This window comes from Nocardia brasiliensis ATCC 700358, from assembly GCF_000250675.2.
Classification (GTDB): Bacteria; Actinomycetota; Actinomycetes; order Mycobacteriales; family Mycobacteriaceae; genus Nocardia; species Nocardia brasiliensis_B.
Genome location: NC_018681.1, coordinates 530,681 through 554,841, shown reverse-complemented (window position 1 = coordinate 554,841; position 24,161 = coordinate 530,681). Strand labels below are relative to the sequence as shown.

Below are 24,161 nucleotides of genomic sequence, written 5' to 3'. Positions count from 1 at the left end.
GACGCACTCTCTCCGGCAACGAGAGCGGGTGCAGAAAGGCGGCACAGGTGCGGCTACCCGAGCACGCGCCGCAAGAAGCGCTCGACCTCGGCGCGGTAGGCGGCGGGTTGGTCGTCGTGCACGAGATGTGCTGCGCCCGAGACGATCACGTGCCGCGCGTCGGGATGCGTGGCGGCCATCCGCGCCATCTGACCGGGCGGGGTGATGGTGTGCTCGCCCTCCAGCAGCAGCGCGGGCACGCGCAGGGCCTGCCATTGCGACCAGAAGTCGCGGGTGCCCCACTCTTCCGAGATGTCGCGGAACGTCTCTACCGAACCGTGTAACCGGTAGCCGTCCGGCCCGTGCTCGAAGGAGTTCAGGAAGTACCGCCCGGCCACCGGCCCGAAGAACGCGAGCACGGCGTCCTCGTCCGGGAACGGCTGCGGCCAGGCCTCGATCATGGCGGCCCAGCCCGCCGCGGTCCGGCCGGTGAAATCCGGTGCGATGTCCTCCACCACCAGCGCGCGCACCCGCTCCGGATAGGTCGCGGCGAACACCCACCCGTGCAGCGCCCCCATCGAATGCCCGATCACCACCATCGGTTCGGTGATGCCCGCGGTCGCGGCGGCCAGATCGGCGACGAACGCCTCGGTGGTCAGCTCGGCCGGGGCCGGTCGGCCGTGGCCCGCGGCGTCGAAGGTGAACACGTGGCCGTGGCCGCGCAGCCAGTCCAGTTGGTCGTGCCAGGTCCGGGCACTGCCCATCAACCCGTGCAACAGCAGAATCGGGACGCCCGCGCCACCTTCGTCGTGCAACACGCTCCAGATTGTGCCGTGCCGCTGTGCGCCCGGCCCCGAGCAGGCTCATCCCCGGCCCGGCCGCGCGGGTCGTATTGTCGAGGCCATGGCTGTTGTGAAGATCAACGCGATCGAGGTTCCCGAGGGCGCGGGCCCCGAGTTGGAGAAGCGGTTCGCCCACCGCGCGCACGCGGTCGAGGGCTCGCCGGGCTTCCTCGGCTTCCAGCTGCTGCGGCCGGTGGCCGGCGAGAACCGGTACTTCGTTGTCACCCAGTGGGATTCGGAAGAGTCGTTCGCGGCGTGGCGGGACGGGCCCGCTCGCGAGGCGCACGCCGGCGAACGCCAGAAGCCGGTCTCCACCGGTGCGTCGCTGCTGGAATTCGAGGTCGTGCTCGACATCGCGGGCAAACCCGCCATCTGAGCGCGGTCCAACTCGGGGCCCAGCGACTCGCCCGAGGCCGGGACGCGGTCGTCGCTGGTCGTGTTGACGGCGGCCGCCTCCAGGTGTCACAGTTCGAATGACAAAACGCGAGGGTGATGCGGTAATTCCGGTGTGATTCCGGAGCGGTCGCGCCACTGTGTTCCATGCACCGGGTCATCGGGTGCCGGAAAGCCAGACACCGGCACCTTCGCGCCGACCACTCGACGGGACGCGGAAAAGCGCAGGCGGACACGGTCCGATCGGCGCATCCCAAGGAGGACTCGCATGGCTATCGCGCATTCGCCGAGCCGGGCAAACGATTCACTGGCCACTGTGCTCATCACAGTCGGTGTCGTTCTTCTCGCACTACTCACGCTCTACCTGGTCGGTTTCGATCAGGGTGTCATCTCGCGCAGCGGGATGTATCTGCACGAGTTGATGCACGATGGACGCCACCTGCTGGGGCTTCCGTGCCACTGAACTCCCACACTGCTCCTCCCCTCACCGGTTCCCTGAAAACCCTGCTGCTGCGTGGCCTGCTGGCCGGTCTCATCGCCGGTCTGCTCGCCGCCACGGTCGGTTACTTCGTCGGCGAACCGAAGGTCGAGGCGGCCATCGCCATCGAAGAGGCCGCTACCGCGCCGCCCGCCGAGCACGCGCACGGCGCCGAACCGGAAGCCACCGGCGGACATTCGCACGGCGACGAGGAAGAACCACTGGTCAGCCGCGCCGGGCAGAAGGCAGGCCAATTCCTGGCGCTCGGTCTGGCCGGGCTCGCGCTCGGCGCGATCTTCGCCTCGGTCGCGCACTTCGCGCGGCGCTACACCACCCTCGGCGGGCCGGCGCTCGCGCTCGGCCTCGGGCTCGGCGGCTGGGCCGCGATCGTGGCGGTGCCGTTCTTCAAATATCCGGCGAATCCGCCCGCGGTCGGTGATCCGGACACGATCAACGAACGCACCCTGCTGTGGGTGGCCGCCGTCGCGCTCGGCTTCGTTGCCGTCGGCGCGGCCGTCTACGCGTTCAAACTGCTGCGGGCGCAACCGAGTACGCTGCGGCTGATCGGCGGGCTCGCCGTTTTCGTACTGATCACCGCGCTGGGCTACATCCTGTTGCCCGGTATCGACGAGGTGAAGACGGACTTCCCGGCGAGTCTGCTGTGGCAGTTCCGGGTGGCTTCGCTCGCCGAGACGGCCACGCTGTGGGCCTGCCTGGCCCTCGGCTTCGCCGCGCTCACCGAATTCGCCTCGCGCACTGATACTCCGGTACGAGAGCCGGTCGCTACCGCGGGCTGATCCGCAGCGGGAGAACGCAGGGCAGTGTCGGTGTCATGACCGGCACTGCCTTTTCCGTTTGGCCAGCACACCTGCGTTCGGACGCTCCCGCCGCGCCGCCGCGCCCCGTGCGCGTCGCCTTCGTCGGCCTCGTCACCGCCCTGCTCGCCGGGGTCGGCGAGGGAATCCTGCGCGCCGCACTGATTTTGGAGCGGAACGAGGCCGATGTCGCGGGCGTCACGTCCGGGCTGGCCGTGCGCCTGGCAATCTACTTCGTCGTGCTCCTGGTCGCCATCCGGATGTCGGCCGGTGCCCGCTGGGCGCGGCTGGTGCTGACCTTCGGCATCGGCGTGGTCGGCTTGGCCTCGCTGATCATCGAGCCGCTCGCGGCCCTGCTGTCCGCGGACCGGTTCGGCGATCTCTTCGACCACCTCGACGCCGAGTCGGCCGTGATCGGACTGCTCCGCGCGATCCACGTGCTGGCGGTCCTGGTCGCCATTCCAGCGATGTATCACCCGGCTGCTCGCCGCTTCTTCGCTCGCTCCGGCGCATAAGCGTTGGGACAGCACCCGACTGCCCCGGTTCGGCAGCACCGAACCGGGGCAGTCGCGCGTTCTCAGGCCAGGGCGGCGTCGAGGGTGATGTGGTCGACGCCCGCCAGCGCCTTGCTCACCGGGCAGCCCGCCTTGGCGGCCTCGGCCGCGGCGGCGAACGCGTCGGCGTCGATGCCGGAGACCTTGCCGCGGACGGTCAGCTTGATGCCGCTGATCCGGAAGCCGCCGGCCGGGTCGGGGCCGAGGGTGACGTCGGCAGAGACGTCCAGGCTCTCCGGCGTGCCGCCCGCATTGCCGATCTGGGCCGACAACGCCATCGCGTAGCAGGACGAGTGCGCCGCCGCGATGAGCTCCTCCGGGCTGGTGGTGCCGTCGGCCTCCTCGGCGGAACGCTTCGGGAACGACACGTCGTACTTGCCGACGCCCGAGCTGGTCAGCTCGACCTGCCCCGAGCCTTCCTGCAGAGAGCCGGTCCAGGCAGTACGCGCGCTACGTGTAGGCATCACGGTCCTTTCGGTGAATTCTGATCGATTCCGATGCGGCACCGAGCCTAGCCAGTCCGCCCCGCCACGTCTTCAGGTCCGACTCGAGTGCCGCGGACGCAGGGCCGAGGAATTGCGGTTCCGCGCCGAATATGCCGAATCCACGCCAAATCGGTTGCGGTGCCGACGCATTGACCTCACTCCGGGTTGGTGACCCGGGCCAGGACGATCCCGCCGATGATCATCGACAGCGCCAGTGCGCGGCCCGCGCTGAACGGGTCCTTGTGCACCACGATGCCCAGCCCGATGGCACCGACCGCGCCGATGCCGGTGAACACGGCGTACGCGGTGCCGACGGGCAGCGTCTGCATGGCGCGCGAGAGCAGGTAGACGGCGGTCGCGCCGAGCACGAAGCAGAGCACGGTCGGCACCGGGCGGGTGAAGTTCTCCGTCGGTTTGATGCTCTGCGACCAGACGATCTCGACCAGTCCGGCGAGACCGAGGACGACCCAGTTCATGTCAGTACTCCTTTGCCAGATCACGCGCCGCCTCGAGGGCCCGGGTGTAGGACTCGTCGTGCTTGTCGCGCAGGTGGGCCAGCGCCGGATCCTGGCGCGCGTTGGCCAATTCGGCGTTGACGAAGACCGTGTCGTGCACGGCGAAATGACCCGCGAAGAAGTCGCGCAGGAAACGCTCCTGATAGTCGTAGGCGGCTTTGGGCGCGCCCGGCACGTAGCTGCCGCCGCGCGCGGTGGTCACCACGAAACGGCTGTGGCCCAACGACATTCGCGGGAACGTCACCTGGTCCAGCCAGGCCTTGAGCGAGGCGGGGATCGAGTAGTTGTACATCGGGGTGCCGATCAGGATCACGTCCGCCGCGAGCACCTCGGCCAGCAGCGGTCGCACGATCTCCCATGCGGCGGCTTGCGCGGGCGAGCGCACCAGATCGCCCAGGGCATAGAGATCGGTGCTTTCCTGCCGCAGCACCAGATCGCACAGCTCGGTCCACGCTTCGTCGATGAACGGGACCGGCTCGGCCGCCAGATCCCGGTAGCGGTACTCGCCGTGCGGGTGCTGCGCCTGCCATGCGGCGGCGAACGCGGCGCTGACCTCCCGGCTGATCGAACGGGTGCGTGCGCTCGCGTCCAGGTGCAACAAGCTGCTCATTTTTCGGACCTCACTCGGCGCTCTCGGCACCTGTCGAAACTTAAGTGGACGACATGTCCACTTGATGGCGAGATCGACTGTAGCGACAACTGGACATGTTGTCCACTTATTCGGAAATCGAGTACAGTCGGCAGCATGACCAGCCATCCGGACCTGCTCAGCGGGCAAGCGGCCGTCCCCGCCGCCCCACCGGAGCGCGCGGACGCCGCTCGCAATCGGGCCAAGGTGCTCGCCGCGGCGGCGGAGCTGTTCGCCACCCGCGACCCGCGCACGGTGACCATGGACGACATCGCGAAGGCGGCCGGCGTCGGCCGCGGCACGCTGTATCGGCGCTACCCCGACCGGAATTCGATCGCGGTCGCCCTGCTCGACGAGCACGAACGGGCATTGCAGGAGCAGCTGATCGGGGGCGAGCCGCCGCTGGGGCCCGGTGCGCCGCCCGCCGAACGGCTGGCCGCGTTCTACGTCGCGATGGTCGAAATGCTGGACGCACATGCCGATCTCGTGCTCGGCGCGGAGACCGGTGGGGCTCGCTTCGCGACCGGGGCGTACGGATTCTGGTCCGCACATGTGCGAGCGCTGTTGCGGGAGGCGGGGATTCGAGAGCCCGACGCGCTGATCGATCCGCTGCTGGCGCCGCTGTCGGCCGAGGTGTTCCAGCAGCAGCGCGGTCGCGGCCTCAGCTCCGCGCGGATCGCGGAAGCGCTGTCCCGGCTCGCGCACGCCGTGCTGCGCCCCGCGGACGACTGAGCTGCGTCGCCAGGACGCTCTGGCCCCACAACGATGAAAGCCGTTGGCGGGCAGTCCGCCAACGGCTTTCGACTCGAACGGTCACACCAGGTCGCGCCTGCGCATCGAATACACCGTCCCCGCCACGAACAGCGCGATATAGATCGCCAGCACGATCAGCGCTTCGGTGCGGGACAAAATGTCGAGCACGCCGGGCGTCCCGGCCCCGACCGTCCGCATCGCGCCGGCCAGCGACCCAGCGGCGGTCCCGGGCAGGTGATCGGTGAGCACCGCGATCGGCGCGAAGATGCCTGCCACCCCGCGAAGCAGGTTCTCCACCACCAGTACCCACACCAGCCCGAGACCGACCGCGAGCGCAGGTCCGCGCGCGAGGGCCCCGATCAACGCGCCCGCCAGCGTCCACATCCCGAGAATCACGACACCGGTGAGCACCCCGAGCGCCGACTGCCGCAGCGAAGGCAGTGCGAGCGACTGCCCCTGGGTGGCACCGATCAACGACGCCACCCCGATGTCCACCACGAACGCGGTGAGCACCAGCGCGAGCACCACCACCAGCAGGCTCACCAGCACGCCGCCCACCGCGTTGATCCGCGAAGGCCCCTGGGTGAACACGGTTTTCCAAGTCCCCCAGCCATATCCGCTGCCGGTGGTCAGCGCGCCGAGCACCAGCATCAGCGCACCGCCGAACATCGCCATGCCCTGGGTGAAGACGCCGGGCACCGCGGCGGGCAGCATCTGTTGCAGCAGTAGCTCTCTGGGCAGTCCGTTCGACATCCGGCCGGACTCACCCGAGGTATAGGCGAGGTAGTTGAACAGGTACGAGAACGTCAGATTCAGCAGGATCCAGGTGCCGAGGATGATCCAGAACGCGGGCCACTTCCGCAGCCGCAGCGCCTCGGCCCGCGTGCTCGAAATCAGGTCTTTCATCGTCATTGTCCGCTCGTCATCTCGAAAAACACTTCCTCCAGCGACTTTTCGTCGCGTCGCAGTTCCAGCAGGTCGGCGCCCGCGTCGATCACCGCACGCGCCACCGCGGGCGCGGTGCCGTCGACGCCCTCGATCCGGATGCCGCTCGCGGTGAGGATCGCGGCCCGCTCGCCGACCACGCCGCGCACGGCCGGGAAGGCCACCTCCATCGGCTCGGCGCGCAGCAGAAGCGATGAGGCGCCGCGCAATTCGGCGACAGTGGATTCGACGAGCAGCTTGCCGTGTGAGATCACCCCGACCCGATCGCAGATCTCCTGCACCTCGCTGAGCATGTGACTCGACAGCAGTACGGTGTGCCCGTCGCCGGCCAGCGCGGTGATCAGTTCCCGCATCTCCGCCATGCCCTGCGGATCGAGGCCGTTCGTCGGCTCGTCCAGGATCAGCAGATCCGGCCGGCCGAGCAGGGCCGCGCCGACGCCGAGCCGCTGCTTCATGCCGAGCGAGTACGTGCGGAACTTGTCGTCCGCGCGGTCGGCCAGTCCGACCCGGTCCAGCGCGTCCTCGAGGTCGTCGCGGCCGAGACCACGGTATTTCGCCAAGACCCGCAGGTTGTCCCGGCCGGAAAGGTACGGGTAGAAGCCGGGCCCCTCGATGAGCACACCGATTCGGCGCACCACCGCCGGCGCACCGGGTGCGTGCCCGGCCACGGTCGCGGTGCCGGCGCTCGGCCGGATCAGCCCGACCAGCATGCGCAGCGTGGTCGTCTTGCCCGCGCCGTTCGGCCCGAGAAAACCGTAGATCTCGCCGGCCGCCACGCGCATGCGCACGTCGTCGACGGCGACGTGTTCGCCGTAGCGTTTGGTCAGCCCGTCGGTGACCACGATCGAATCTCTCATGCCACTGAGCATTCGCCGTGCCCCCGGCCCGCCACATCCGTCCCGCGGCGACGTTGCGGGTACGTAAGCCGCACTACGCTGCTGCCTTACCTGAGCAATACGTAGCGAGGCGGACGCCGTTCGGCCGACGAGCCGAATAGGCTGCTGCGGGTGAGGACAAGCATGACGAGTCGAGGCTCACTGGGCTGGGATTGGGGTGTGGCGCTCGTCGTCGCCGCGCTCCAGATCGTCGGCGGCACGTTCGCGAACATGAGAATCGGCGAGAATTCGCTCGGGGTAATCGGTTACGCGCTACTACTCGCCGGACCCGTCGCGCTGATCTGGCGACGCGCCCATCCGGTGCCGGTGCTGCTGATCGCGCTCGGCGCGTGCATCGCCTACCTGTCGCTCGGGTACGGCTACGGGCCGATCTTCCTGTCGCTGATCATCGCGTTCCTCACCGCGGGAAGCATCGGATCACGCTGGTGGACCTACCCGTTGGTGCCGCTCGGCTATCTGGTGCTGGCCTGGCCGGTGCCCGAACTGTTCGGGCGCGGCGCCAACGTCTGGCAGATCTTCGCCCTGATGGCGTGGCTGGTGGTGCTGCTGTGCGCCGCCGAGGGGATCCGGCAGCGCAAGGTCGTCCTGATCGCGCGCAGACAGCGCGCCGAGGCCGCCCGCCGCGACGAGGAGGCACAGCGGGAGCGGCGGGCCGGCGAGGAGCGGCTCGCGATCGCCCGCGAGCTGCACGACGTACTGGCGCACAGTCTTTCGCTGATCAATGTGCAATCGTCGGTCGCGCTGGAGCTGTTCGACAAGAAACCGGAACAGGCCGCGACCGCGCTCGACGCGATCAAGACGGCGAGCAGGGACGCACTGGCCGAAGTGCACACGCTGCTGCACTCGATTCGCTCCGGCGGTCCGGTCGCGGGCGAATCCGACAGCGAGGCAGCCGAATTCGTGCAAGAGCCGCCCGCACCGAATCGGCGGCGGCCGGGCCGCGGCTGGACCACCCGCAATGCCGGTGGCAGCGGACGGGTTCCGGCCGAGGAGCACGAATCCGGTGGTGCGAGCAGGGAATCGGAGGCGGACGCGCCGCGCCCGGCGGCACCGCGTGCTCCGGCACCGAGCATCGGCGACCTGGACGCGCTGCTGCAACGGGCGCGCGCGGCGGGACTCGCGGTGGACACCAAGATCATCGGAACGCCGCAGCAACTGCCCAGCGTGATCGACGTGGCAGGCGCGCGGATCATCCAGGAGTCGCTGACGAACGTAGTGCGCCACGCACCGGGCGCGCAGGCCTCGGTGACCGTGCGCTACGCGGCGCAATCGGTCGACATCACCGTCGACAATTCCCGGCCCGCGTCCGCCACCCCGAAATCGGGCCCCGGCGGCGGCAACGGCATCCTCGGCATGCGCGAGCGCACCCACGCGCTCGGCGGTGCGCTCACCGCGGGCCCCCGCCCGAGCGGCGGCTTCCGCGTCGCGGCCCGACTGCCCTTGCAGCCCATGGAACCGAGCGACCGCAAGCCGCCCGTCCCCCGCCCGGAAGACACCGCGCGCCCCGACAACGTCCGCCCGATCCGCCCCGGCGACCGAACCGCCGGTCAACCGAGCGCGGACGAGGTGCGCCCATGAGCATCCGGGTTTTGGTGGCCGACGATCAGGCGCTGGTGCGGGGTGGGTTCGTGGCGTTGCTCGCCGCGCAGGACGGGATCGAGGTGGTGGGGGAGGCGGACAACGGGGAACAGGCCGTGCGGATGACTCGCAGCCTGACGCCCGACGTGGTGCTGATGGACATCCGGATGCCGATTCTGGACGGTCTGGCCGCGACCCGCATGATCGCCGAGGATCCCCAGCTGGCCGCGGTGCGGGTGGTGGTGCTGACCACCTTCGAGCTGGACGAGTACGTCTTCGAGGCGATGCGCGCCGGCGCGACCGGCTTCCTGGTGAAGCACACCGAGCCCGCCGACCTGGTCCGGGCGGTGCGGGTGGTGGCGGCCGGGGACGCGCTGCTCTCCCCCGGCGTCACCCGGCGGTTGATCGCCGAATTCTCCGCGCACGCGAAAACCCCACCGCCCGCAACACTTTCCGAACTCACCGAGCGCGAGCGCGAGGTGATGGTGCTGGTCGCGGAGGGTCTCACCAACGCCGAGATCGGTGCGCGGCTGTTCATGAGCCCCGCCACCGCGCGCACGCACGTCAGCCGGATCCTGATGAAACTCGGCGCCCGCGACCGCACCCAGCTGGTGGTCATGGCCTACGAGTCCGGCCTGGTGCGGCCGGGCTGGCAGTAGACGCGCCGCTCAGCTGCCCGGGTTCGCCTCCTGCCGTTCGGCGTCGGTGAAGCCGCGCCCCGGCGCGCCCGGCGCGCTCTGCAACCGCGCGGAGTAGCGGGACGCGGAGCGGAAGACTGCCGAAACACCCTGCGGCGCAGCGGCGTAGGTGATCGAGGAGCCGGGATCGAAGCCCATGCCGGTGCCGATCTCGACCGCGTCCATATTGGCGCCGAGGAACAGGAACTCCCAGCTGTACACCTCGCGCTGCTGCACGATCAGCGATTTCACCGCCGCGTGCGACCATTCCCGGCTGGAGTTCTCGTGACCGTCGGTGAGCACGACCACGATGACCGTGCCCGGCCGTTGATCTTCCGGGCGCCTCGACAGCTCGGTGCCGATATCGGTGACCAGCTTGCCGACCGCGTCGTAGAGCGCGGTCATCCCGCGGGGTTGCAACTGCAGCGGCGGAACCTCGGCGAGCGGCTTGTTCGCGTAGAGACATTCGTATTCGGTGTCGAACTGCGCGAGGGTCACCTCGATCGTCTTCGGCACTTCGCGCTGCTGCTCGAGGAACGCGGCGAAACCGCCCTCGGTGTCGGTTTTGATCGACTGCATCGAGCCGGAGCGGTCCAGCAATACAGCGATCAAGGTCAGATCTGGATTTGTCATACGCACCCCCGCGGTCGGTGTATCGAACCCCATCCAACGTACGCCGATCCGCTCGTCCACCGCGCGAGTCGAAGCTCGGGACGTCCGCGAACGGCAACCATCGAGCAGCCTGCGCACCGTGACCCGCCCGGCACTGCGGCAAACTCGGAGCACTACCCGCATCGGCCGCGATCGCGTACGCGCGCAGGCGTATATCGACCGGGGACGCGCGGCCGATGTCACGGTACGGTCTCCCGGCGCAGGCTTGGCGCATGAAATTCGCCATCGTCCTCATCCCGCGCTCCGGTACCGAGTGGGTCCGGTCCGTGCAAGCCGCCGAACGGCAGGGCTACGCGACGATCCTGCTGCCGGACACGCTCGACACCCCGTCGCCGTTCCCGGCGCTGGCCGCCGCGGCCGCCGTCACCGGCACCATCCGGCTGCGCCCGAACGTGCTCGCCGGACCACTGCGCAACGCCGCCGCTACCGTCCGGGAAACCGCGGCGCTGCAACTACTTTCGGATGGACGCTTCGAACTCGGCATCGGTTCCGGACGGCCCGGCGCGAGCGCCGAAGCCGAACAGCTCGGCCTGCCATGGGGATCCGCGGCAGCCCGGCGCGCACAGTTGGCCGACACGGTGGCCGCGGTCCGCGCGGCGGTCGATCCCGCGCCGTCGGTCATCGTGGCCGCCAGTGGCCCCCGGATGCTGGCCGCCGCAGCCGAATTCGCCGACCGGATCCTGCTCGCGGCGGGACCACAGGTCACCGAGCCGGAACTGGCCGACATGGTCCGTATCGTCCGCGACCACACCGACCGTCCGATTGCCTTCAGCCATCAGCTGATCGGCATCGGCGACCGGCTGCCCTACTGGACCAGCACCCGCCTCGGCCACACGACCGGCGCGTTGCGCGCAGCGGGCGCGGCGGGCGTCCTCGACGCCGATCCGGCCGCCGCCATCGAGACACTGGAAACTCGCCGCGAAAAGTACGGCATCGACGAGGTGATCGTCCCCGGTGAGATCGCGGACGCCTTCGCGCCGGTGCTCACACACTGGTCGCCCTAGCACGAACGACGCGAAAAGGCCCGCCTCCCAAGAGAAGGCGGGCCTTTCGTGGTGCTCTTACTCGCCGACGGCTTCCGCGGAACCTTCGGTCGCGCCGGTCAGCACGACTTCGGGCTTGTCCTCGGTCTTGTCGCCCTTGGTCAGCTTCGCCTTACCGGTGAAGGTGAACTTGGCGTCCTCGCCGGAGCCTTCGCCGTCCCAGCCTTCGACGTCGACCACGATGGTCTGGCCGGGGCCGATCTCGCCGAAGAGGATCTTCTCCGAGAGCTGGTCCTCGATCTCGCGCTGGATGGTGCGCCGCAGCGGGCGGGCACCGAGCACGGGGTCGAAGCCGCGCTTGGCCAGCAGCGCTTTGCCCTGCGGAGCCAGCTCGATCGGCGATGTTCGAGAGGTTCACCGACCGTGCGAGGCGTGTCGTTGTCCTGGCCCAGGAAGAGGCCCGGATGCTCAACCACAACTACATCGGTACCGAGCACATCCTGCTGGGGCTGATTCATGAGGGTGAGGGTGTCGCGGCCAAGTCGCTGGAGTCGCTCGGGATTTCGCTCGAGGGGGTGCGTAGCCAGGTGGAGGAGATCATCGGGCAGGGTCAGCAGGCTCCGTCTGGTCATATTCCGTTCACCCCGCGGGCGAAGAAGGTTTTGGAGCTGAGTCTGCGGGAGGCGTTGCAGCTGGGTCATAACTACATCGGTACCGAGCATATTTTGCTGGGTCTCATCCGTGAGGGTGAGGGTGTGGCGGCGCAGGTGCTGGTCAAGCTGGGTGCTGATTTGAATCGGGTGCGTCAGCAGGTGATCCAGTTGTTGTCGGGGTATCAGGGTAAGGAGCCGGTGGAGTCGGGTTCGCGGGGTGAGGCGGGTACGCCGTCGACGTCGCTGGTGCTCGATCAGTTCGGCCGTAACCTGACTCAGGCGGCGTTGGAGGGCAAGCTGGATCCGGTGATCGGGCGCTCGAAGGAGATCGAGCGGGTGATGCAGGTGTTGAGCCGGCGCACCAAGAACAATCCGGTGTTGATCGGTGAGCCCGGTGTGGGTAAGACCGCGGTGGTGGAGGGTTTGGCGCAGGCGATCGTCAATGGTGAGGTGCCTGAGACGCTCAAGGACAAGCAGCTCTACACCTTGGATCTGGGTTCGCTGGTGGCGGGTAGTCGTTACCGTGGTGATTTCGAGGAGCGTTTGAAGAAGGTCCTCAAGGAGATCAACACGCGTGGTGACATCATCTTGTTCATCGATGAGCTGCACACGTTGGTGGGTGCCGGTGCTGCCGAGGGTGCGATCGATGCGGCCTCGATTTTGAAGCCGAAGCTGGCGCGTGGTGAGTTGCAGACCATCGGTGCGACGACGCTGGATGAGTATCGTAAGTACATCGAGAAGGACGCGGCGTTGGAGCGGCGGTTCCAGCCGGTGCAGGTCGGTGAGCCCACGGTGGAGCACACGATCAACATTCTCAAGGGTTTGCGGGATCGGTATGAGGCTCATCATCGGGTGTCGATCACCGATGGTGCGCTGGTGGCCGCGGCGACGCTGGCGGATCGGTATATCAATGATCGGTTCTTGCCGGACAAGGCGATCGATTTGATCGATGAGGCGGGTGCGCGGATGCGGATCCGCCGGATGACCGCGCCGCCGGATCTGCGGGAGTTCGACGACAAGATCGCGGATGCGCGCCGGGAGAAGGAGTCCGCGATCGATGCGCAGGACTTCGAGAAGGCTGCCCGGTTGCGGGACAAGGAAAAGCAGCTCGTCGCCAAGCGGGCCGAGCGGGAAAAGCAGTGGCGTTCCGGTGATCTGGATGTGGTCGCCGAGGTCGATGACGAGCAGATCGCCGAGGTGTTGGCGAACTGGACCGGTATTCCGGTGTTCAAGCTGACCGAGGAGGAGACCACCCGGTTGCTGCGGATGGAAGATGAGCTGCACAAGCGGATCATCGGCCAGGAAGACGCGGTCAAGGCGGTGTCGAAGGCGATCCGGCGTACGCGGGCGGGGTTGAAGGACCCGAAGCGCCCGTCGGGGTCGTTCATCTTCGCCGGTCCTTCGGGTGTGGGTAAGACCGAGTTGTCCAAGGCGCTGGCGAACTTCTTGTTCGGTGATGACGACGCGCTCATCCAGATCGATATGGGCGAGTTCCATGACCGGTTCACCGCATCGCGGCTCTTCGGTGCTCCTCCCGGCTATGTCGGGTACGAGGAGGGTGGTCAGCTCACCGAGAAGGTGCGGCGCAAGCCGTTCTCGGTGGTGTTGTTCGACGAGATCGAGAAGGCACACCAGGAGATCTACAACACCCTGTTGCAGGTCCTCGAAGACGGCCGGCTCACCGACGGTCAGGGACGCACGGTCGATTTCAAGAACACCGTGCTGATCTTCACCTCGAACCTGGGCACCTCCGATATCTCCAAAGCGGTCGGGTTGGGCTTCACCCAGTCCAACGCCGAGGGCTCGAACTACGAGCGGATGAAACTCAAGGTCAACGACGAACTCAAGAAACACTTCCGCCCTGAGTTCCTCAACCGCATCGACGACGTCATCGTCTTCCACCAGCTCACCACCGACCAGATCGTGCAGATGGTCGACCTGATGATCGGCCGCGTCGCCAAACAGCTGAAGAACAAGGACATGGTCCCTCACTCTCCTGCTTCCGACATTCTGGCAACAGACGCCGCAGTGTGCTGTGTAACAACCGTGGGCGTCAGCCTGCCATGAAGCCCGGGGGTCGTGGCCCCCGACTCCACTCTAGTTGCCGGGGGATACTGCCGCCGCCAGTCCACCCTATTGGCGACCGGCGTCAGCACGGTCATTCACTCATAACGTGAGCGTTGCATGATTCGTTTCCGACAAGGTTTTGCCCTCAGCGAACAGATGAAAACGTGGCAACCCGAACGTCCGTGCACAGTTCCCGGCCGACCACGGTCACCGCACCGCTGCTCGCCCCTCGCCTGGTTGCTCGTGGCACGACGGTTCGGCGTGAGGTCGACCTGCGGGATCGGTGTCACCGGCGGGTCTGGCCGCTCGCTTCCACCCTACGGGAACCGACCGGTCGACGGTGGGGACAGCAGGCGTCCGACGAGCGCGCGACGGCCTGCCCGCCGCGCCCTCCCGACCCGGGCAGGCCGTGCCCGTCAGCGCTTGCCCACCACGTCGAGCGGTGCGGCCGCCGTGTCGTGCCTGCCCTCGCGCCATGGCAAACCGAACGCAACCAGCAGCGCACCGGCCCCGGTCGCGATCGCCGCCGTCATCGACGTCCAGAAGATCGCACCAGAGAACGCCGCCCGCACCGCGTCATATGCCTGCTCCCGCAGCTCGGGGATCGGGATCCGCCGAGCCACCTCCAAACCACCGACCACCGAGGACACCGCGGCGTCGGCGGCCTCCGGCGGCAGGCCGGCGCCCTCCACCCGCGGCCGGATCGCCGACGAATAGTTCGAGGCCAGCACCGACCCGATGACCGCGACGCCGAGCGCGCCGCCGATCTCGCGCGTCGTGTCGTTGATCGCGGCGCCGACCCCCATGTCCGCCTCCGCGAGGTTGGACATCAGCAATTCGGTGGCGGGGCCCTGAACCAGGCCGAGTCCCGCGCCCATCACCAGCGTCACCGGCAGGATCACGCCGACGTAGGAGGTGTACTCGTCGGAGTAGGCGGCCACGATGAACCCGCCGCAGAAAATGGCCAGACCGAGCACCACCGGTGCGGCGGTACCGAAGCGGCGGCCCGCCCACATGCCCACCGGTGCGGTCAGCGCGACGCCCAGCGCGTACGGCAGCGCCCGCACACCCGTCTCCAGCGTCGAATATCCGCGTATCGCTTGGAAATACAGTGTGAAGAAGAACACGAAGCCGAACAGCGCGAAGAACGCCACCGAGATCGCCGCCGCCGGAATGGCGAAGCGGCGGTGGGTGAACAGGCGCACGTCGAGCAGCGGATACGGCACCCGCAACTGCCACCAGACGAACACGGCCAGCGCGAGCACCGCGCCCGCGCCACCGGCCAGGGTCACCGGCGCGGTCCAGCCGTGCCGCGGCGCCTCGATGATCGACCAGACGAGCAACGTCACGCCGAGCACCGAGAGCACGAGCCCGACCGCGTCGAGCCGAGAGGGGTTGTCTGCCTTGGCTTCCGGAACCCACAGGACGGTTCCGGCGAAGGCGAGCACGGCCACCGGCACGTTGATCCAGAACACCGAATGCCAGCTGAAATGCGCCAGCAGCCAACCGCTGACCAGCGGCCCGCACGCGATCGCGATGCCCGCCACCCCGGCCCACAGCCCCACCGCGATCGAACGTTCTCGCTTCTCCGTGAACAGGACGGTGACCAGCGCGAGCGTCGCGGGGAACACTGCCGCGGCGAAGACGCCGAGCACCGCTCTGGCCGCGATGAGCGCGCCGAGCGAGTCCACCGAGGCCGCGATCGCCGAGACGACCCCGAAGCCGGCCATGCCGATGAACAGCACCAGCCTGCGTCCGTATCGATCACCCAAATTTCCTGCGGCTAGCAGGAATCCGGCGAAGGTCAGGGTGTAGGCGTCGACCGACCATTGCAGCCCGCTCACGCCCGCGCCCAGCTCCCGGCTCAGGGTCGGCAAGGCGATGTTGATGATCGTGTTGTCGATCACCACGAGCACCTCGGCCAGGCAGAGCACCGCCAGGCCGAGGTAGCGGGTCCTCACCTAGCGGTCGCCTTGACGAGCACCGTGTCGAGCACGCTGTCCGGCAGCAGGCGCGAGGCGAAAGTCGCTGCCCACGAGTCGATACCGACCCGGTAGCGCACCTTGGGACGCTGCGCGGTCATCGCATGCGCCACCGCGGCGGCGAACTGGTCCGGTTTGGTGCGGCTGGCTTTCGCGCGGCGGTCGTTCATCGCGACGAACGCGGTGAACGGCTTCCGGTAGACGGCCGCGACCTCGGGCGAGGACTCGCCGAGGATGCGCTCCGCGGTGTCGGAGACCTTGTCCCAGATCGGGGTGAGAATGGCGCCCGGCTCGATCACCGACACGCTCACCGACTGCGCGGCGAGCTCCCGGCGCAGCGAATCGGACAGGCCCTCTTTGGCGAATTGCGAGGTGGCGTAGACGCCCAGGAACGGCGAGGCAACCCGCCCGACACCGGAGCTGACATTCACGATCCGGCCCACCGGGCCACCCGCCGACCGGCCCGCGCGCAGCAGCGGCAAGAATGCCTGCGCCATCGCCATCGCGCCCACCACGTTCACCTCGAGCTGATAGCGCAGGTCTTCCGCGGAAACGCATTCCAGCGGGGCCGAGACGCACACGCCCGCATTGTTCACCAAGCCCAGCAGCCCTTGTTCACCACACGTTTCGGTGACTTTTTCCCGGGCTGCCGAAATCGCCGCCGCCGAGGTGACATCCAGTTCGAGCGGGATCAGGTGTTCGGATTCGTTTGCCAAATCTTTCGCAGCTTCTTTCGATCGCACACCGGCGAAAACTGTGAATCCGCTGCGTGCGAGATGAATTGCGGCGGCCCGACCCAAACCGGACGACGCTCCGGTCAGTACGACGGCACCACGCGCTGTTCGATCACTGGGTTGCATATCCACCTCATCTACGTCAAACCATCTGCCGCCCAACGTGAAACAAGTCACGATCCCGAGTCTCGGGGCTTGCTACGCACGGGCACCACCCGCCAAGGTATGCATAACGGTGGGGTGCCGCAAACTGGGCAGCAAATGTGCGCAATGGGGCGCGGGGCGGGGACGACGCTGCCGAATTTCTCGTGGCAACGCCGGCTTTCGTGCAGATGGGACGCATTTCAGCGGCCGATTTGTGCAGTGCGCCAAATGCTAGAGAGGCTTCGATGATCGACCGTTCCCATTCGTCCCTTCACCCGACGAAAAGCTGGCCGCTGACCGCTTATCAGCGCGACATCATGGCCATCGCCTCGCGGCACCCGGATCTCCCGATCGTCCAGGCGGCAGGCTACAGCCATATCGAGCAATCGGTCGATATCGCGCGGATCACTCGCTGCATCGAACTCGCATACCTCCGCAACGACGCACTGCGACTGCGCATCACGACCGTCGACGGCGAACTCCGGCAACATCTCAGCGACGACACGCCCGAGGTAGAGGTGCTGGACTTCAGCACAGCGCCCGATCCCGAGCAGGCCTGCCAGGAGTGGATGCTGGCCGCCAATCGCCGTGTCGTCCCGGCCGACACCCAGATGCTCCGGTTCGCCGTCCTCGTCGACGGCCCGGACTCGTTCTACCTCTTCGGCCGGATGCATCACGCGGGCGGCGACGGCTGGGCACTGAACATCGTTACGGGACAGATCATTACCGAGTACGAGAGCGAGGCGCCGACCGAGACGCTGCCGCTCTACCAGATGCCGTCGTACCTCGCCTACGCCGAGCGAACGGCCGAGTATCAGGCAACGCCGGGCTGGTCCGCCGATCGCGACTGGTTCGTCGACTATCTGGCCGACGTGCGGCCCGCCCTGTTCCCCAGGACCGCGACGCTGGACACCGTCGAGCGCGGTATGCACTCGCTGCGGCTGGACCGCGAATTGGTGAACGGGCTACGCGCAACGGGTATTTCGCTGTTCTCGGTGACCTCCGCGGCGATCGCCGCCTATCTGGCGATGACGCACCGGACCGACGAGGTGGTGCTGGGCGTGCCGATGTTGAACCGGAACACGCCCGAGGAGATGCTCACCGTCGGTGACTTCACCAATGTGGTGCCGCTGCGGGTGCGGCTGACGGGCACGCCGACGCTGCTGCAGGTGGCCGCGCAGATCGTCGCCGAGGTACGAGAACTGAAGAAGCGCCAGGGTTTTCCGTACGGTGACATCGTGCGCGCGCTCGCCGAGCGGCACGCCATGGTGCCGACGCTGTTCGACGTCACCTACTCCTACAACCGGATGCCCTCGGCCGACCATATCGAGCGGCTGATGGAACGCTCCAAGTTCTTCTCCGCGGGCACCGTCGCCGAGGCGGTGAATATCGTTGCGGTGGAGCATGAACGGGACGGCACCGTGGATCTGCACGTCTTCGACTCGCGAGATGTGTTCGACGAGAACTTCCCGATCACGGCCGCCGTCCGGCAGGTCGGTGGGCTGCTCCGCGCGGCACTGGCCGCGCCGGACGCGCCGATCGCGGAGTTGGACTGGCTGCCTCGACCCGATCGCGCCGCGCTGGAATCCTTCGAACACGGCCCCGACGCCGAGTTCCCCGACGCCACGCTGGATCAACTGTTCGCCGCGCAGGCGGCGCGTACCCCCGATGCCGCCGCGGTGCTGTCCGACGCCGGCACACTGACTTTCGGGCAGTTGCGCGACAAGGCCGACCGGCTGGCCGCCGAACTGCTCCGGCGCGGAGTACAGCGCGACGAGCGGATTCCGATCGTGCTGCCCCGCTCCCCCGAACTGCTGATCGCGATCCAGGGCGTGCTGCGCGCGGGCGCCGCGTACGTCCCGATCGATCCCGGCTACCCGGCCGACCGGATCGCCACGGTCATCGCGGAGAGCGGCGCGCGGTTCGTCATCACCACGCCCGAGCTGGACGAGTCGGCTACACCGGGACCGATCCGCCGGATCCCGGTGCACCAGCAAGCCGCCGCACTCGACGAATCGCCCACCGCCCCATCGGATCTCGCGTACGTCATCTTCACCTCCGGTTCCACCGGCAGGCCCAAGGGTGTCATGGTCGAGCATCGGTCGGTGGTGAACCGCCTGACCTGGATGCAGCGGCGGTATCCGCTGGACGCGACCGATGTGATCCTGCAGAAGACCCCGGCCACCTTCGACGTCTCGGTGTGGGAACTGCTGTGGTGGTCGATGACCGGCGCCGAGGTGGCGCTGCTCGGCCCGGACGGTGAACGCGATCCACGCCGGATCATCGACGCCATCGCGGCCCACGGCGTCACGGTGCTGCACTTCGTGCCGTCGATGCTCGGCCCGTTCCTGGCCGAGCTGAGTGCCGATCCGGCTGCGCTCCAGCGTGTTTCGACCCTGCGCCGGGTGTTCTGCAGCGGTGAGGCGCTGCCGGCCGAGCTGGTGTCGCGCTTCGCGCAGGTGTTCGCCGGAACCACGCGGGCACCCCAGCTGGTCAACCTCTACGGGCCGACCGAAGCAACCATCGACGTCTCGTACTTCGATTGCCCGGCCGACCCGGCGGCGTTGCCGGTCGTGCCGATCGGCCGCCCGATCGAGAACATCGCGCTCTCGATCCGCGACGCCGCGGGCAACCGCGTCCCGGCGGGGGTGCCGGGCGAGCTGAACATCGCGGGTGTCGGTGTCGCCCGCGGGTACCTCGACCAACCGGAACTCACCGCGGCGGCCTTCGTCCCGGACCCGGCGGTGCCGGGCGGGCGCCGGTACCGAACCGGCGATATCGCCCGCTGGCGCGCCGACGGCACCATCGAATACCTGGGCCGCACCGACGATCAGGTGAAGATCCGCGGCAACCGGGTGACCCTCGGCGAGGTCGAGAACCAGTTGCTCGGCGCACCCGGTGTGCGGGCCGCCGCCGTGCTCGACCGCCCCTCGGACACCCACGGCGCGTACCTGGTCGGCTATTTCGTCGCGGAGCAGGCGGGTGGCGCGACCGCGGACACCGTGGCCGCGCATCTGGCGGCCCGCCTGCCCGGTTACCTGGTGCCGAGCCGTTTCATCGAACTCGACGCCATTCCGCTCACCGCCAACGGCAAGGCGGATCGCCGCGCGCTGGTCGCCGCCGAGGCCGCCGCGCGCGGTGCGGGCGCCGGGCAGCCGCGCAACGCCACCGAGGCGGCGCTCGTCGAGATCTGCGCGCAGGTGCTCGGCGCCCCGATCGGGGTGCACGACAACTTCTTTACCCACGGCGGTGACTCGATTCTGGCGCTCGCACTGCGCACGGCGGCCGAGCAGCGTGGCCTCTACCTGGACGTGGACCTGCTGTTCGCCACGCCGACCATCGCTGAACTAGCCGCGCAGGTGAGCGCGGCGCCGCCGGCCGAAGCGGATCGGGTGGCCGAGCCGTTCGAACTGCTTCCGCTCGTCGATCGGGCGGCCCTGCACGCCGCGGCGGACTCGTTCCCGGCGACCTCGCTGCAACTCGGCATGCTCTTCCACGCCGCGGAGCGCACCGATTCCACGCTCTACAAGGATGTCTTCCGGTACCGGCTCGCGATGCCGTGGCAGGAGGATCGGTTCCGCGCCGCCTTCGACCGGCTGGTCCACCGCCAGCCCGCGCTGCGCTCGGCGTTCGACCTGACCGGATACTCGGTGCCGCTGCAGATCGTGCGGCACCGCGTCGAGGACGCCCTCTCGGTGGCACCGGCCGGCGAGGCGGCGCAGATCGACGAATATGTCGAGCAGCGCAGGCATTTCGCTTACGACATCCGTAGCGCGCCGCTGTTCCACCTGCGCGTCTACCACGCGGACGAGCGGGTCGAACTGGTGCTCAGCTTCCACCACGCCATCCTGGACGGCTGGAGCGTGGCCAACCTGATGCGCAGCCTGCTACAGGATTATTTGAGCCATCTGGGTTTCGCGCTGCCGGCGGTCGCGGCGGATCCGTTGCCGACCACGGTGCTCGCCGAGTACGCGAAGATCGAGCAGCAGGCAGCCGACGATCCCGCGCACCGGACCTACTGGCGCGAGTTCCTGGACAACGCGAACCCGACCGCGCTGCCGTCACTGCTGCAGCACCTGCCGGACGACGGCCCCGCCGTCCGCCCGCAGACGACCCTGCTGCTGCCGCGCGGATTACAAGCCGCCGCACAACGTTTCAGTTCCGAGCACCAGGTCCCGCTGAAGTCGCTGTTCCTGGCCGCGCACTGCCTCGCCCTGCGGGCGCTGACCGGGCAGGACGACGTGACCACCGGCGTGATCGGGCACGGCAGGCCGGGCCGGGCGGACGCGGAATCCATTGCGGGGCTGTTCCTCAACACGCTGCCGATGCGGCTCGACGACAGCGCGGCGACGTGGTTCGACGCCGTGGACCAGGTGGCGCGGCGCGAGCGCGAGAGCTACCCGCACCGGCGCTACCCGCTGCGGTCGATCCTCGCCGATCGCGGCGCCACGGTGTTCGAGACGGCGTTCAACTTCGTCAACTACCACGTCTTCAGCGCGGTCACGGCGGTCGACGGCCTCGAGTTCCTCGGCTTCGACGCGCGCGAGGAGACCAATTTCCCGATGCTGCTCACCGTGGCCACCGATCCGCGCGACGGCCGGATGCTGGTCCGGGTGGACGGCGACACCTCGCTCACCGAGCAGCAGTGTACGGCGCTCGCGACCGCGTGCCTGCGGCTGCTCAGTTGCATTGTCGCCGAACCACATGCGGCGATCGATGTCGGCGCCGACCGCGCCAACGCCCGAGATCTGGCCCAGCTGATCGCGGATCAGGCTGCCCGGCAGCCGGATTCGATCGCCATCCGGTCGCAGTCGCACAGCTGGACCTACGACGAGCTCGCGTACCGCGTCGAGGTGATCGCGGGCAAGCTCGCCGCGCTCGGTCTGCCGCCGCAAGCTCGGATCGGCGTGCTGATGCGGCGCAGACCGGAACTGATCGCCACCGTGCTCGCGATCGCCAAGGTGGGCGCGGTCTGCGTCCCGCTGGACGTGAACTATCCGCCACAGCGGCTGCGCTCGATGATCGAGCGCAGCACACCGGCCCGGATCGTCGCCGACGCCGAATACGTCGACCTGGTCCCGGATCCAGGGCTGCTGCTCACCGCCGACACGCTCACCGACGGCACCGGCGAGCCCGTGGGCCCGCTGCCGGTGGTGGCGCCGAACGCCCCCGCCTACGTGCTGTTCACCTCCGGCTCCACCGGCGAGCCCAAGGGCGTGGTGATGCCGCACCGCGCGCTGGCCAACCTGGTCGAGTGGCAGAACAGCGCGGAGTCCGGCACCCGGGCCATGAGCACCATGCAGTACGCGCCCCTGAGCTTCGACGTTTCGTTCCAGGAGATCTTCGCGACGCTCACCGCGGGCGGTCTACTGCGCCTCGCCGACGCCGCGCATCGCTCCGATCTGACGGCGCTGCTCGACACCGTGATCACCGAGCGGGTGCAACGGCTGTTCCTGCCGTTCGTGGCGTTGCAAGCGTTCGCGGAAGCCGCGATCGCGACCGGTCGCTACCCCACCGACCTGGCCGTGATCGTCTCCTCCGGTGAGCAGTTGCGGATCACCCCCGAGATCCAGAAGCTGCTGGCCGCGGTTCCCGGAGTGCTGCTGGAGAATCAGTACGGTCCCACCGAAACCCATGTCGCGCTCAGCTATTCGATGCAGGGCGCACCGGACCGGTTCCCGGCGCTGCCGCCGATCGGACGTCCCATCGCCGGGGCCGAGGCATACCTGCTCGATCATCGGCTGCGGCCGGTGCCGACCGGTATCGAGGGCGAGATCTATCTGGGCGGCGCGGCCCTCGCCGCCGGTTACGAACAGCGCGGCGACCTGACCGCGCTGCGCTTCGTGCCCGCCGGGCCGAACGGCGAGATCCTCTACCGCACCGGCGATCTCGGGGTACGCCTGGCCTCCGGCGATGTGGTGTGCCGCGGTCGGGCGGACAGCCAGGTGAAGATTCGTGGCTTCCGGGTGGAACCGGCCGAGGTGGAGTTGCAGATCGCCGCGCTGGCAGAGGAATTCCCGGGCATCGCCGAAACCGCGGTGGTGGCACGAGAGTTCGGCGGTATCGACGCGGTCTTGACCGCCTTCCTCGTCGGGGACGAACTCGGTACGGAAGTCGCGGCGCTGACCGACCGGCTGCGTACCGTGCTCCCGGTGCATATGGTGCCGGCCCAATTCGCCTGGCTCGACGAACTACCGAAGACGCCGAGCGGCAAACGCGACGACAAGGCGCTGCGGGAAATGCGGCTCGATTTCGCCGCGGATACCCCCGAATACCTCGCACCGCGCGACGAGGTGGAGGCCGCCGTCGCGGAGATCATGGCCGAATTCGCCGGTATCCCCGCCATCGGCGCCGATCAGAACTTCTTCGCCGCGGGCGGCACCTCGGTCGGCGCCATGCGGGTGGTACTGAGCCTGAATCGGCGCTGGGACACCGAGATTCCGCTGGACACGTTCGTGAGCACGCCGACCGCGGCGGCGCTCGCCGCGATCGTGCGCAACGACGGACGCCGGGCTTTCGATCCGTTGGTCACCCTGCGGGCCGACGGTGCGGGCGCGCCGCTTTTCCTGGTGCACCCGATCGGCGGAAACGTGCTGTGCTACTTGGCTTTGACGAAGCATCTCCCCGCGGATCGGCCGGTGTACGCGTTGCAGGCGGCGGGTGCGGATGTCGGTAGCGAGCCGATCCGGTCGATGACGGACATGGCCGCCTCGTATCTCGCGGCGATCCGGCGCGTCCGTCCCGAAGGGCCGTATCACGTCGCCGGATGGTCGTTCGGCGGCTATGTCGCGCTCGAAATCGCCAGGCAGCTACCGAAATCCGAGGTCGCCAGCGTCACGCTGCTCGACACCATCGCGTTGCGGCCGGGCGAACGCGCGCCGATCAAGAAACAGGCGCAGATGAAGTGGTTCTTCCTGGAACTGCTCTGGTACGCCCGCGGGGCGGCGGCCGCGGAGTTCGAGTTCGACGAGGACATCGAGGACACCGACGAGCTGTTCGACCGGATGCTGACCGAGGCGATCGCCGTCGGCATCCTGCCGCCGGGCAGCTCCGCCCGCTCGATCCGCAGGCTCTACGACGTCTTCGAGGCCAATTCCGCTGCGGCGCGGGACTACCGGCTCGAACCACTCGACCGGGACGTCACGCTCCTGCGCGCGGAACAGGGCCTGCCGCCCGGTGTGGACATCGCGCACCAGATCGTCGGCACCATGTTCGACAGCGACTCCAACGGCTGGGCGGACTACGTCGAGGGCGCGCTCGAGGTCGTTTCGATCCCCGGCGATCACCTGAACATGATGATCGACCCGCATGTGCGGACGCTGGCCGAGAAGCTCTCGGCCAGCCTCGACACGGCGGAATCTGCTACGAGTACGGCAAGGCGGTAGGAC

Annotated in this window: 18 protein-coding genes and 2 pseudogenes; 10 read left to right on the top strand and 10 right to left on the bottom strand. The window is 68.4% G+C overall.

The window, feature by feature from the left end; translation table 11 throughout:
• Positions 1-53 precede the first annotated feature (53 nt).
• Positions 54-797 carry an alpha/beta fold hydrolase gene (locus O3I_RS02465; RefSeq protein WP_014981309.1) on the bottom strand — a complete coding sequence of 248 codons (744 nt, stop codon included), beginning with the start codon at positions 795-797 and terminating at the stop codon, positions 54-56.
• Positions 798-882: 85 nt separating this feature from the next.
• Here O3I_RS02465 and mhuD point away from each other — a divergent pair, with 85 nt between their 5' ends.
• The 4 genes from mhuD to O3I_RS02445 all read left to right on the top strand — a co-directional run bounded on the left by mhuD (position 883) and on the right by O3I_RS02445 (position 3,022).
• The gene (gene mhuD, locus O3I_RS02460) at positions 883-1,197 is read left to right on the top strand and encodes a mycobilin-forming heme oxygenase MhuD (RefSeq protein ID WP_014981308.1); all 315 of its coding nucleotides are present in this window, start codon (positions 883-885) and stop codon (positions 1,195-1,197) included.
• Between the two features lie 285 nt (positions 1,198-1,482).
• Positions 1,483-1,677 (top strand): CbtB domain-containing protein, encoded by a 195-nt coding sequence (locus tag O3I_RS02455; RefSeq protein ID WP_014981307.1) that lies wholly within the window; start codon positions 1,483-1,485, stop codon positions 1,675-1,677.
• Entirely contained in the window at positions 1,668-2,489 is an 822-nt protein-coding gene (locus tag O3I_RS02450; protein ID WP_014981306.1) for a CbtA family protein, read from the top strand. The genes O3I_RS02455 and O3I_RS02450 overlap by 10 nt, the downstream gene beginning before the upstream one ends.
• A 35-nt stretch (positions 2,490-2,524) precedes the next feature.
• Positions 2,525-3,022 (top strand): hypothetical protein, encoded by a 498-nt coding sequence (locus tag O3I_RS02445; protein ID WP_014981305.1) that lies wholly within the window; start codon positions 2,525-2,527, stop codon positions 3,020-3,022.
• A 62-nt stretch (positions 3,023-3,084) separates the two neighbouring features.
• Here O3I_RS02445 and O3I_RS02440 read toward each other — a convergent pair whose 3' ends face one another.
• From O3I_RS02440 to O3I_RS02430, 3 genes are all read right to left on the bottom strand, one after another.
• Positions 3,085-3,525, bottom strand: a complete 441-nt coding sequence (locus O3I_RS02440; protein ID WP_014981304.1) for an OsmC family peroxiredoxin — start codon at positions 3,523-3,525, stop codon at positions 3,085-3,087.
• 176 nt (positions 3,526-3,701) lie between these two features.
• Complete coding sequence (locus O3I_RS02435; RefSeq protein WP_014981303.1) at positions 3,702-4,022, bottom strand: DMT family transporter; 321 nt, start codon at positions 4,020-4,022, stop codon at positions 3,702-3,704.
• A gap of 1 nt (position 4,023) precedes the next feature.
• Complete coding sequence (locus O3I_RS02430) at positions 4,024-4,671, bottom strand: FMN-dependent NADH-azoreductase (protein ID WP_014981302.1); 648 nt, start codon at positions 4,669-4,671, stop codon at positions 4,024-4,026.
• A gap of 135 nt (positions 4,672-4,806) precedes the next feature.
• Between O3I_RS02430 and O3I_RS02425 the strand changes: the two genes are divergently transcribed.
• Positions 4,807-5,421: a TetR/AcrR family transcriptional regulator gene (locus tag O3I_RS02425; RefSeq protein ID WP_014981301.1), complete on the top strand. Its 615-nt coding sequence runs from the start codon at positions 4,807-4,809 to the stop codon at positions 5,419-5,421.
• A gap of 81 nt (positions 5,422-5,502) precedes the next feature.
• On the opposite strand, the gene O3I_RS02420 is transcribed toward O3I_RS02425, so the two are convergent.
• Positions 5,503-6,354, bottom strand: a complete 852-nt coding sequence (locus tag O3I_RS02420; protein ID WP_014981300.1) for an ABC transporter permease — start codon at positions 6,352-6,354, stop codon at positions 5,503-5,505.
• The gene (locus O3I_RS02415; protein WP_014981299.1) at positions 6,351-7,244 is read right to left on the bottom strand and encodes an ABC transporter ATP-binding protein; all 894 of its coding nucleotides are present in this window, start codon (positions 7,242-7,244) and stop codon (positions 6,351-6,353) included. Before O3I_RS02415 ends, O3I_RS02420 begins: the two co-directional genes overlap by 4 nt.
• A 162-nt stretch (positions 7,245-7,406) precedes the next feature.
• Here O3I_RS02415 and O3I_RS02410 point away from each other — a divergent pair, with 162 nt between their 5' ends.
• Both O3I_RS02410 and O3I_RS02405 read left to right on the top strand, forming a co-directional pair.
• Complete coding sequence (locus tag O3I_RS02410; RefSeq protein WP_141692257.1) at positions 7,407-8,861, top strand: sensor histidine kinase; 1,455 nt, start codon at positions 7,407-7,409, stop codon at positions 8,859-8,861.
• The gene (locus tag O3I_RS02405; protein WP_014981297.1) at positions 8,858-9,520 is read left to right on the top strand and encodes a response regulator transcription factor; all 663 of its coding nucleotides are present in this window, start codon (positions 8,858-8,860) and stop codon (positions 9,518-9,520) included. The genes O3I_RS02410 and O3I_RS02405 overlap by 4 nt, the downstream gene beginning before the upstream one ends.
• 9 nt (positions 9,521-9,529) lie before the next feature.
• On the opposite strand, the gene O3I_RS02400 is transcribed toward O3I_RS02405, so the two are convergent.
• A complete protein-coding gene (locus O3I_RS02400) occupies positions 9,530-10,171 on the bottom strand; it encodes a vWA domain-containing protein (protein WP_081594270.1) in 642 nt (213 codons plus the stop codon).
• Positions 10,172-10,422: 251 nt separating this feature from the next.
• Here O3I_RS02400 and O3I_RS02395 point away from each other — a divergent pair, with 251 nt between their 5' ends.
• Positions 10,423-11,214 carry an LLM class flavin-dependent oxidoreductase gene (locus O3I_RS02395; RefSeq protein WP_014981295.1) on the top strand — a complete coding sequence of 264 codons (792 nt, stop codon included), beginning with the start codon at positions 10,423-10,425 and terminating at the stop codon, positions 11,212-11,214.
• Positions 11,215-11,271: 57 nt separating this feature from the next.
• Here O3I_RS02395 and O3I_RS02390 read toward each other — a convergent pair.
• A pseudogene (locus tag O3I_RS02390) lies at positions 11,272-11,589 on the bottom strand (NDP-hexose 4-ketoreductase); the annotation flags it as partial.
• Positions 11,590-11,594: 5 nt separating this feature from the next.
• Between O3I_RS02390 and O3I_RS02385 the strand changes: the two are divergent.
• Positions 11,595-13,874: pseudogene (locus O3I_RS02385) on the top strand (ATP-dependent Clp protease ATP-binding subunit); the annotation flags it as partial.
• A 455-nt stretch (positions 13,875-14,329) separates the two neighbouring features.
• On the opposite strand, the gene O3I_RS02380 reads toward O3I_RS02385, so the two are convergent.
• Together O3I_RS02380 and O3I_RS02375 are read right to left on the bottom strand one after the other, a co-directional pair.
• Positions 14,330-15,874, bottom strand: a complete 1,545-nt coding sequence (locus tag O3I_RS02380; RefSeq protein WP_014981292.1) for an MFS transporter — start codon at positions 15,872-15,874, stop codon at positions 14,330-14,332.
• Complete coding sequence (locus O3I_RS02375) at positions 15,871-16,755, bottom strand: SDR family NAD(P)-dependent oxidoreductase (RefSeq protein ID WP_014981291.1); 885 nt, start codon at positions 16,753-16,755, stop codon at positions 15,871-15,873. Before O3I_RS02375 ends, O3I_RS02380 begins: the two co-directional genes overlap by 4 nt.
• 263 nt (positions 16,756-17,018) lie before the next feature.
• Between O3I_RS02375 and O3I_RS02370 the strand changes: the two genes are divergently transcribed.
• Positions 17,019-24,158, top strand: a complete 7,140-nt coding sequence (locus tag O3I_RS02370) for an amino acid adenylation domain-containing protein (protein WP_014981290.1) — start codon at positions 17,019-17,021, stop codon at positions 24,156-24,158.
• The last annotated feature ends 3 nt before the right edge of the window (positions 24,159-24,161 follow it).

Coding starts and splice junctions, on each gene's coding strand:
- mhuD (WP_014981308.1), top strand. CDS start 883: ATGGCTGTTGTGAAGATCAACGCGATCGAGGTTCCCGAGGGCGCGGGC.
- O3I_RS02455 (WP_014981307.1), top strand. CDS start 1,483: ATGGCTATCGCGCATTCGCCGAGCCGGGCAAACGATTCACTGGCCACT.
- O3I_RS02445 (WP_014981305.1), top strand. CDS start 2,525: ATGACCGGCACTGCCTTTTCCGTTTGGCCAGCACACCTGCGTTCGGAC.
- O3I_RS02440 (WP_014981304.1), bottom strand. CDS start 3,525: ATGCCTACACGTAGCGCGCGTACTGCCTGGACCGGCTCTCTGCAGGAA.
- O3I_RS02435 (WP_014981303.1), bottom strand. CDS start 4,022: ATGAACTGGGTCGTCCTCGGTCTCGCCGGACTGGTCGAGATCGTCTGG.
- O3I_RS02430 (WP_014981302.1), bottom strand. CDS start 4,671: ATGAGCAGCTTGTTGCACCTGGACGCGAGCGCACGCACCCGTTCGATC.
- O3I_RS02425 (WP_014981301.1), top strand. CDS start 4,807: ATGACCAGCCATCCGGACCTGCTCAGCGGGCAAGCGGCCGTCCCCGCC.
- O3I_RS02420 (WP_014981300.1), bottom strand. CDS start 6,354: ATGACGATGAAAGACCTGATTTCGAGCACGCGGGCCGAGGCGCTGCGG.
- O3I_RS02415 (WP_014981299.1), bottom strand. CDS start 7,244: ATGAGAGATTCGATCGTGGTCACCGACGGGCTGACCAAACGCTACGGC.
- O3I_RS02410 (WP_141692257.1), top strand. CDS start 7,407: ATGACGAGTCGAGGCTCACTGGGCTGGGATTGGGGTGTGGCGCTCGTC.
- O3I_RS02405 (WP_014981297.1), top strand. CDS start 8,858: ATGAGCATCCGGGTTTTGGTGGCCGACGATCAGGCGCTGGTGCGGGGT.
- O3I_RS02400 (WP_081594270.1), bottom strand. CDS start 10,171: ATGACAAATCCAGATCTGACCTTGATCGCTGTATTGCTGGACCGCTCC.
- O3I_RS02395 (WP_014981295.1), top strand. CDS start 10,423: ATGAAATTCGCCATCGTCCTCATCCCGCGCTCCGGTACCGAGTGGGTC.
- O3I_RS02375 (WP_014981291.1), bottom strand. CDS start 16,755: ATGCAACCCAGTGATCGAACAGCGCGTGGTGCCGTCGTACTGACCGGA.
- O3I_RS02370 (WP_014981290.1), top strand. CDS start 17,019: ATGATCGACCGTTCCCATTCGTCCCTTCACCCGACGAAAAGCTGGCCG.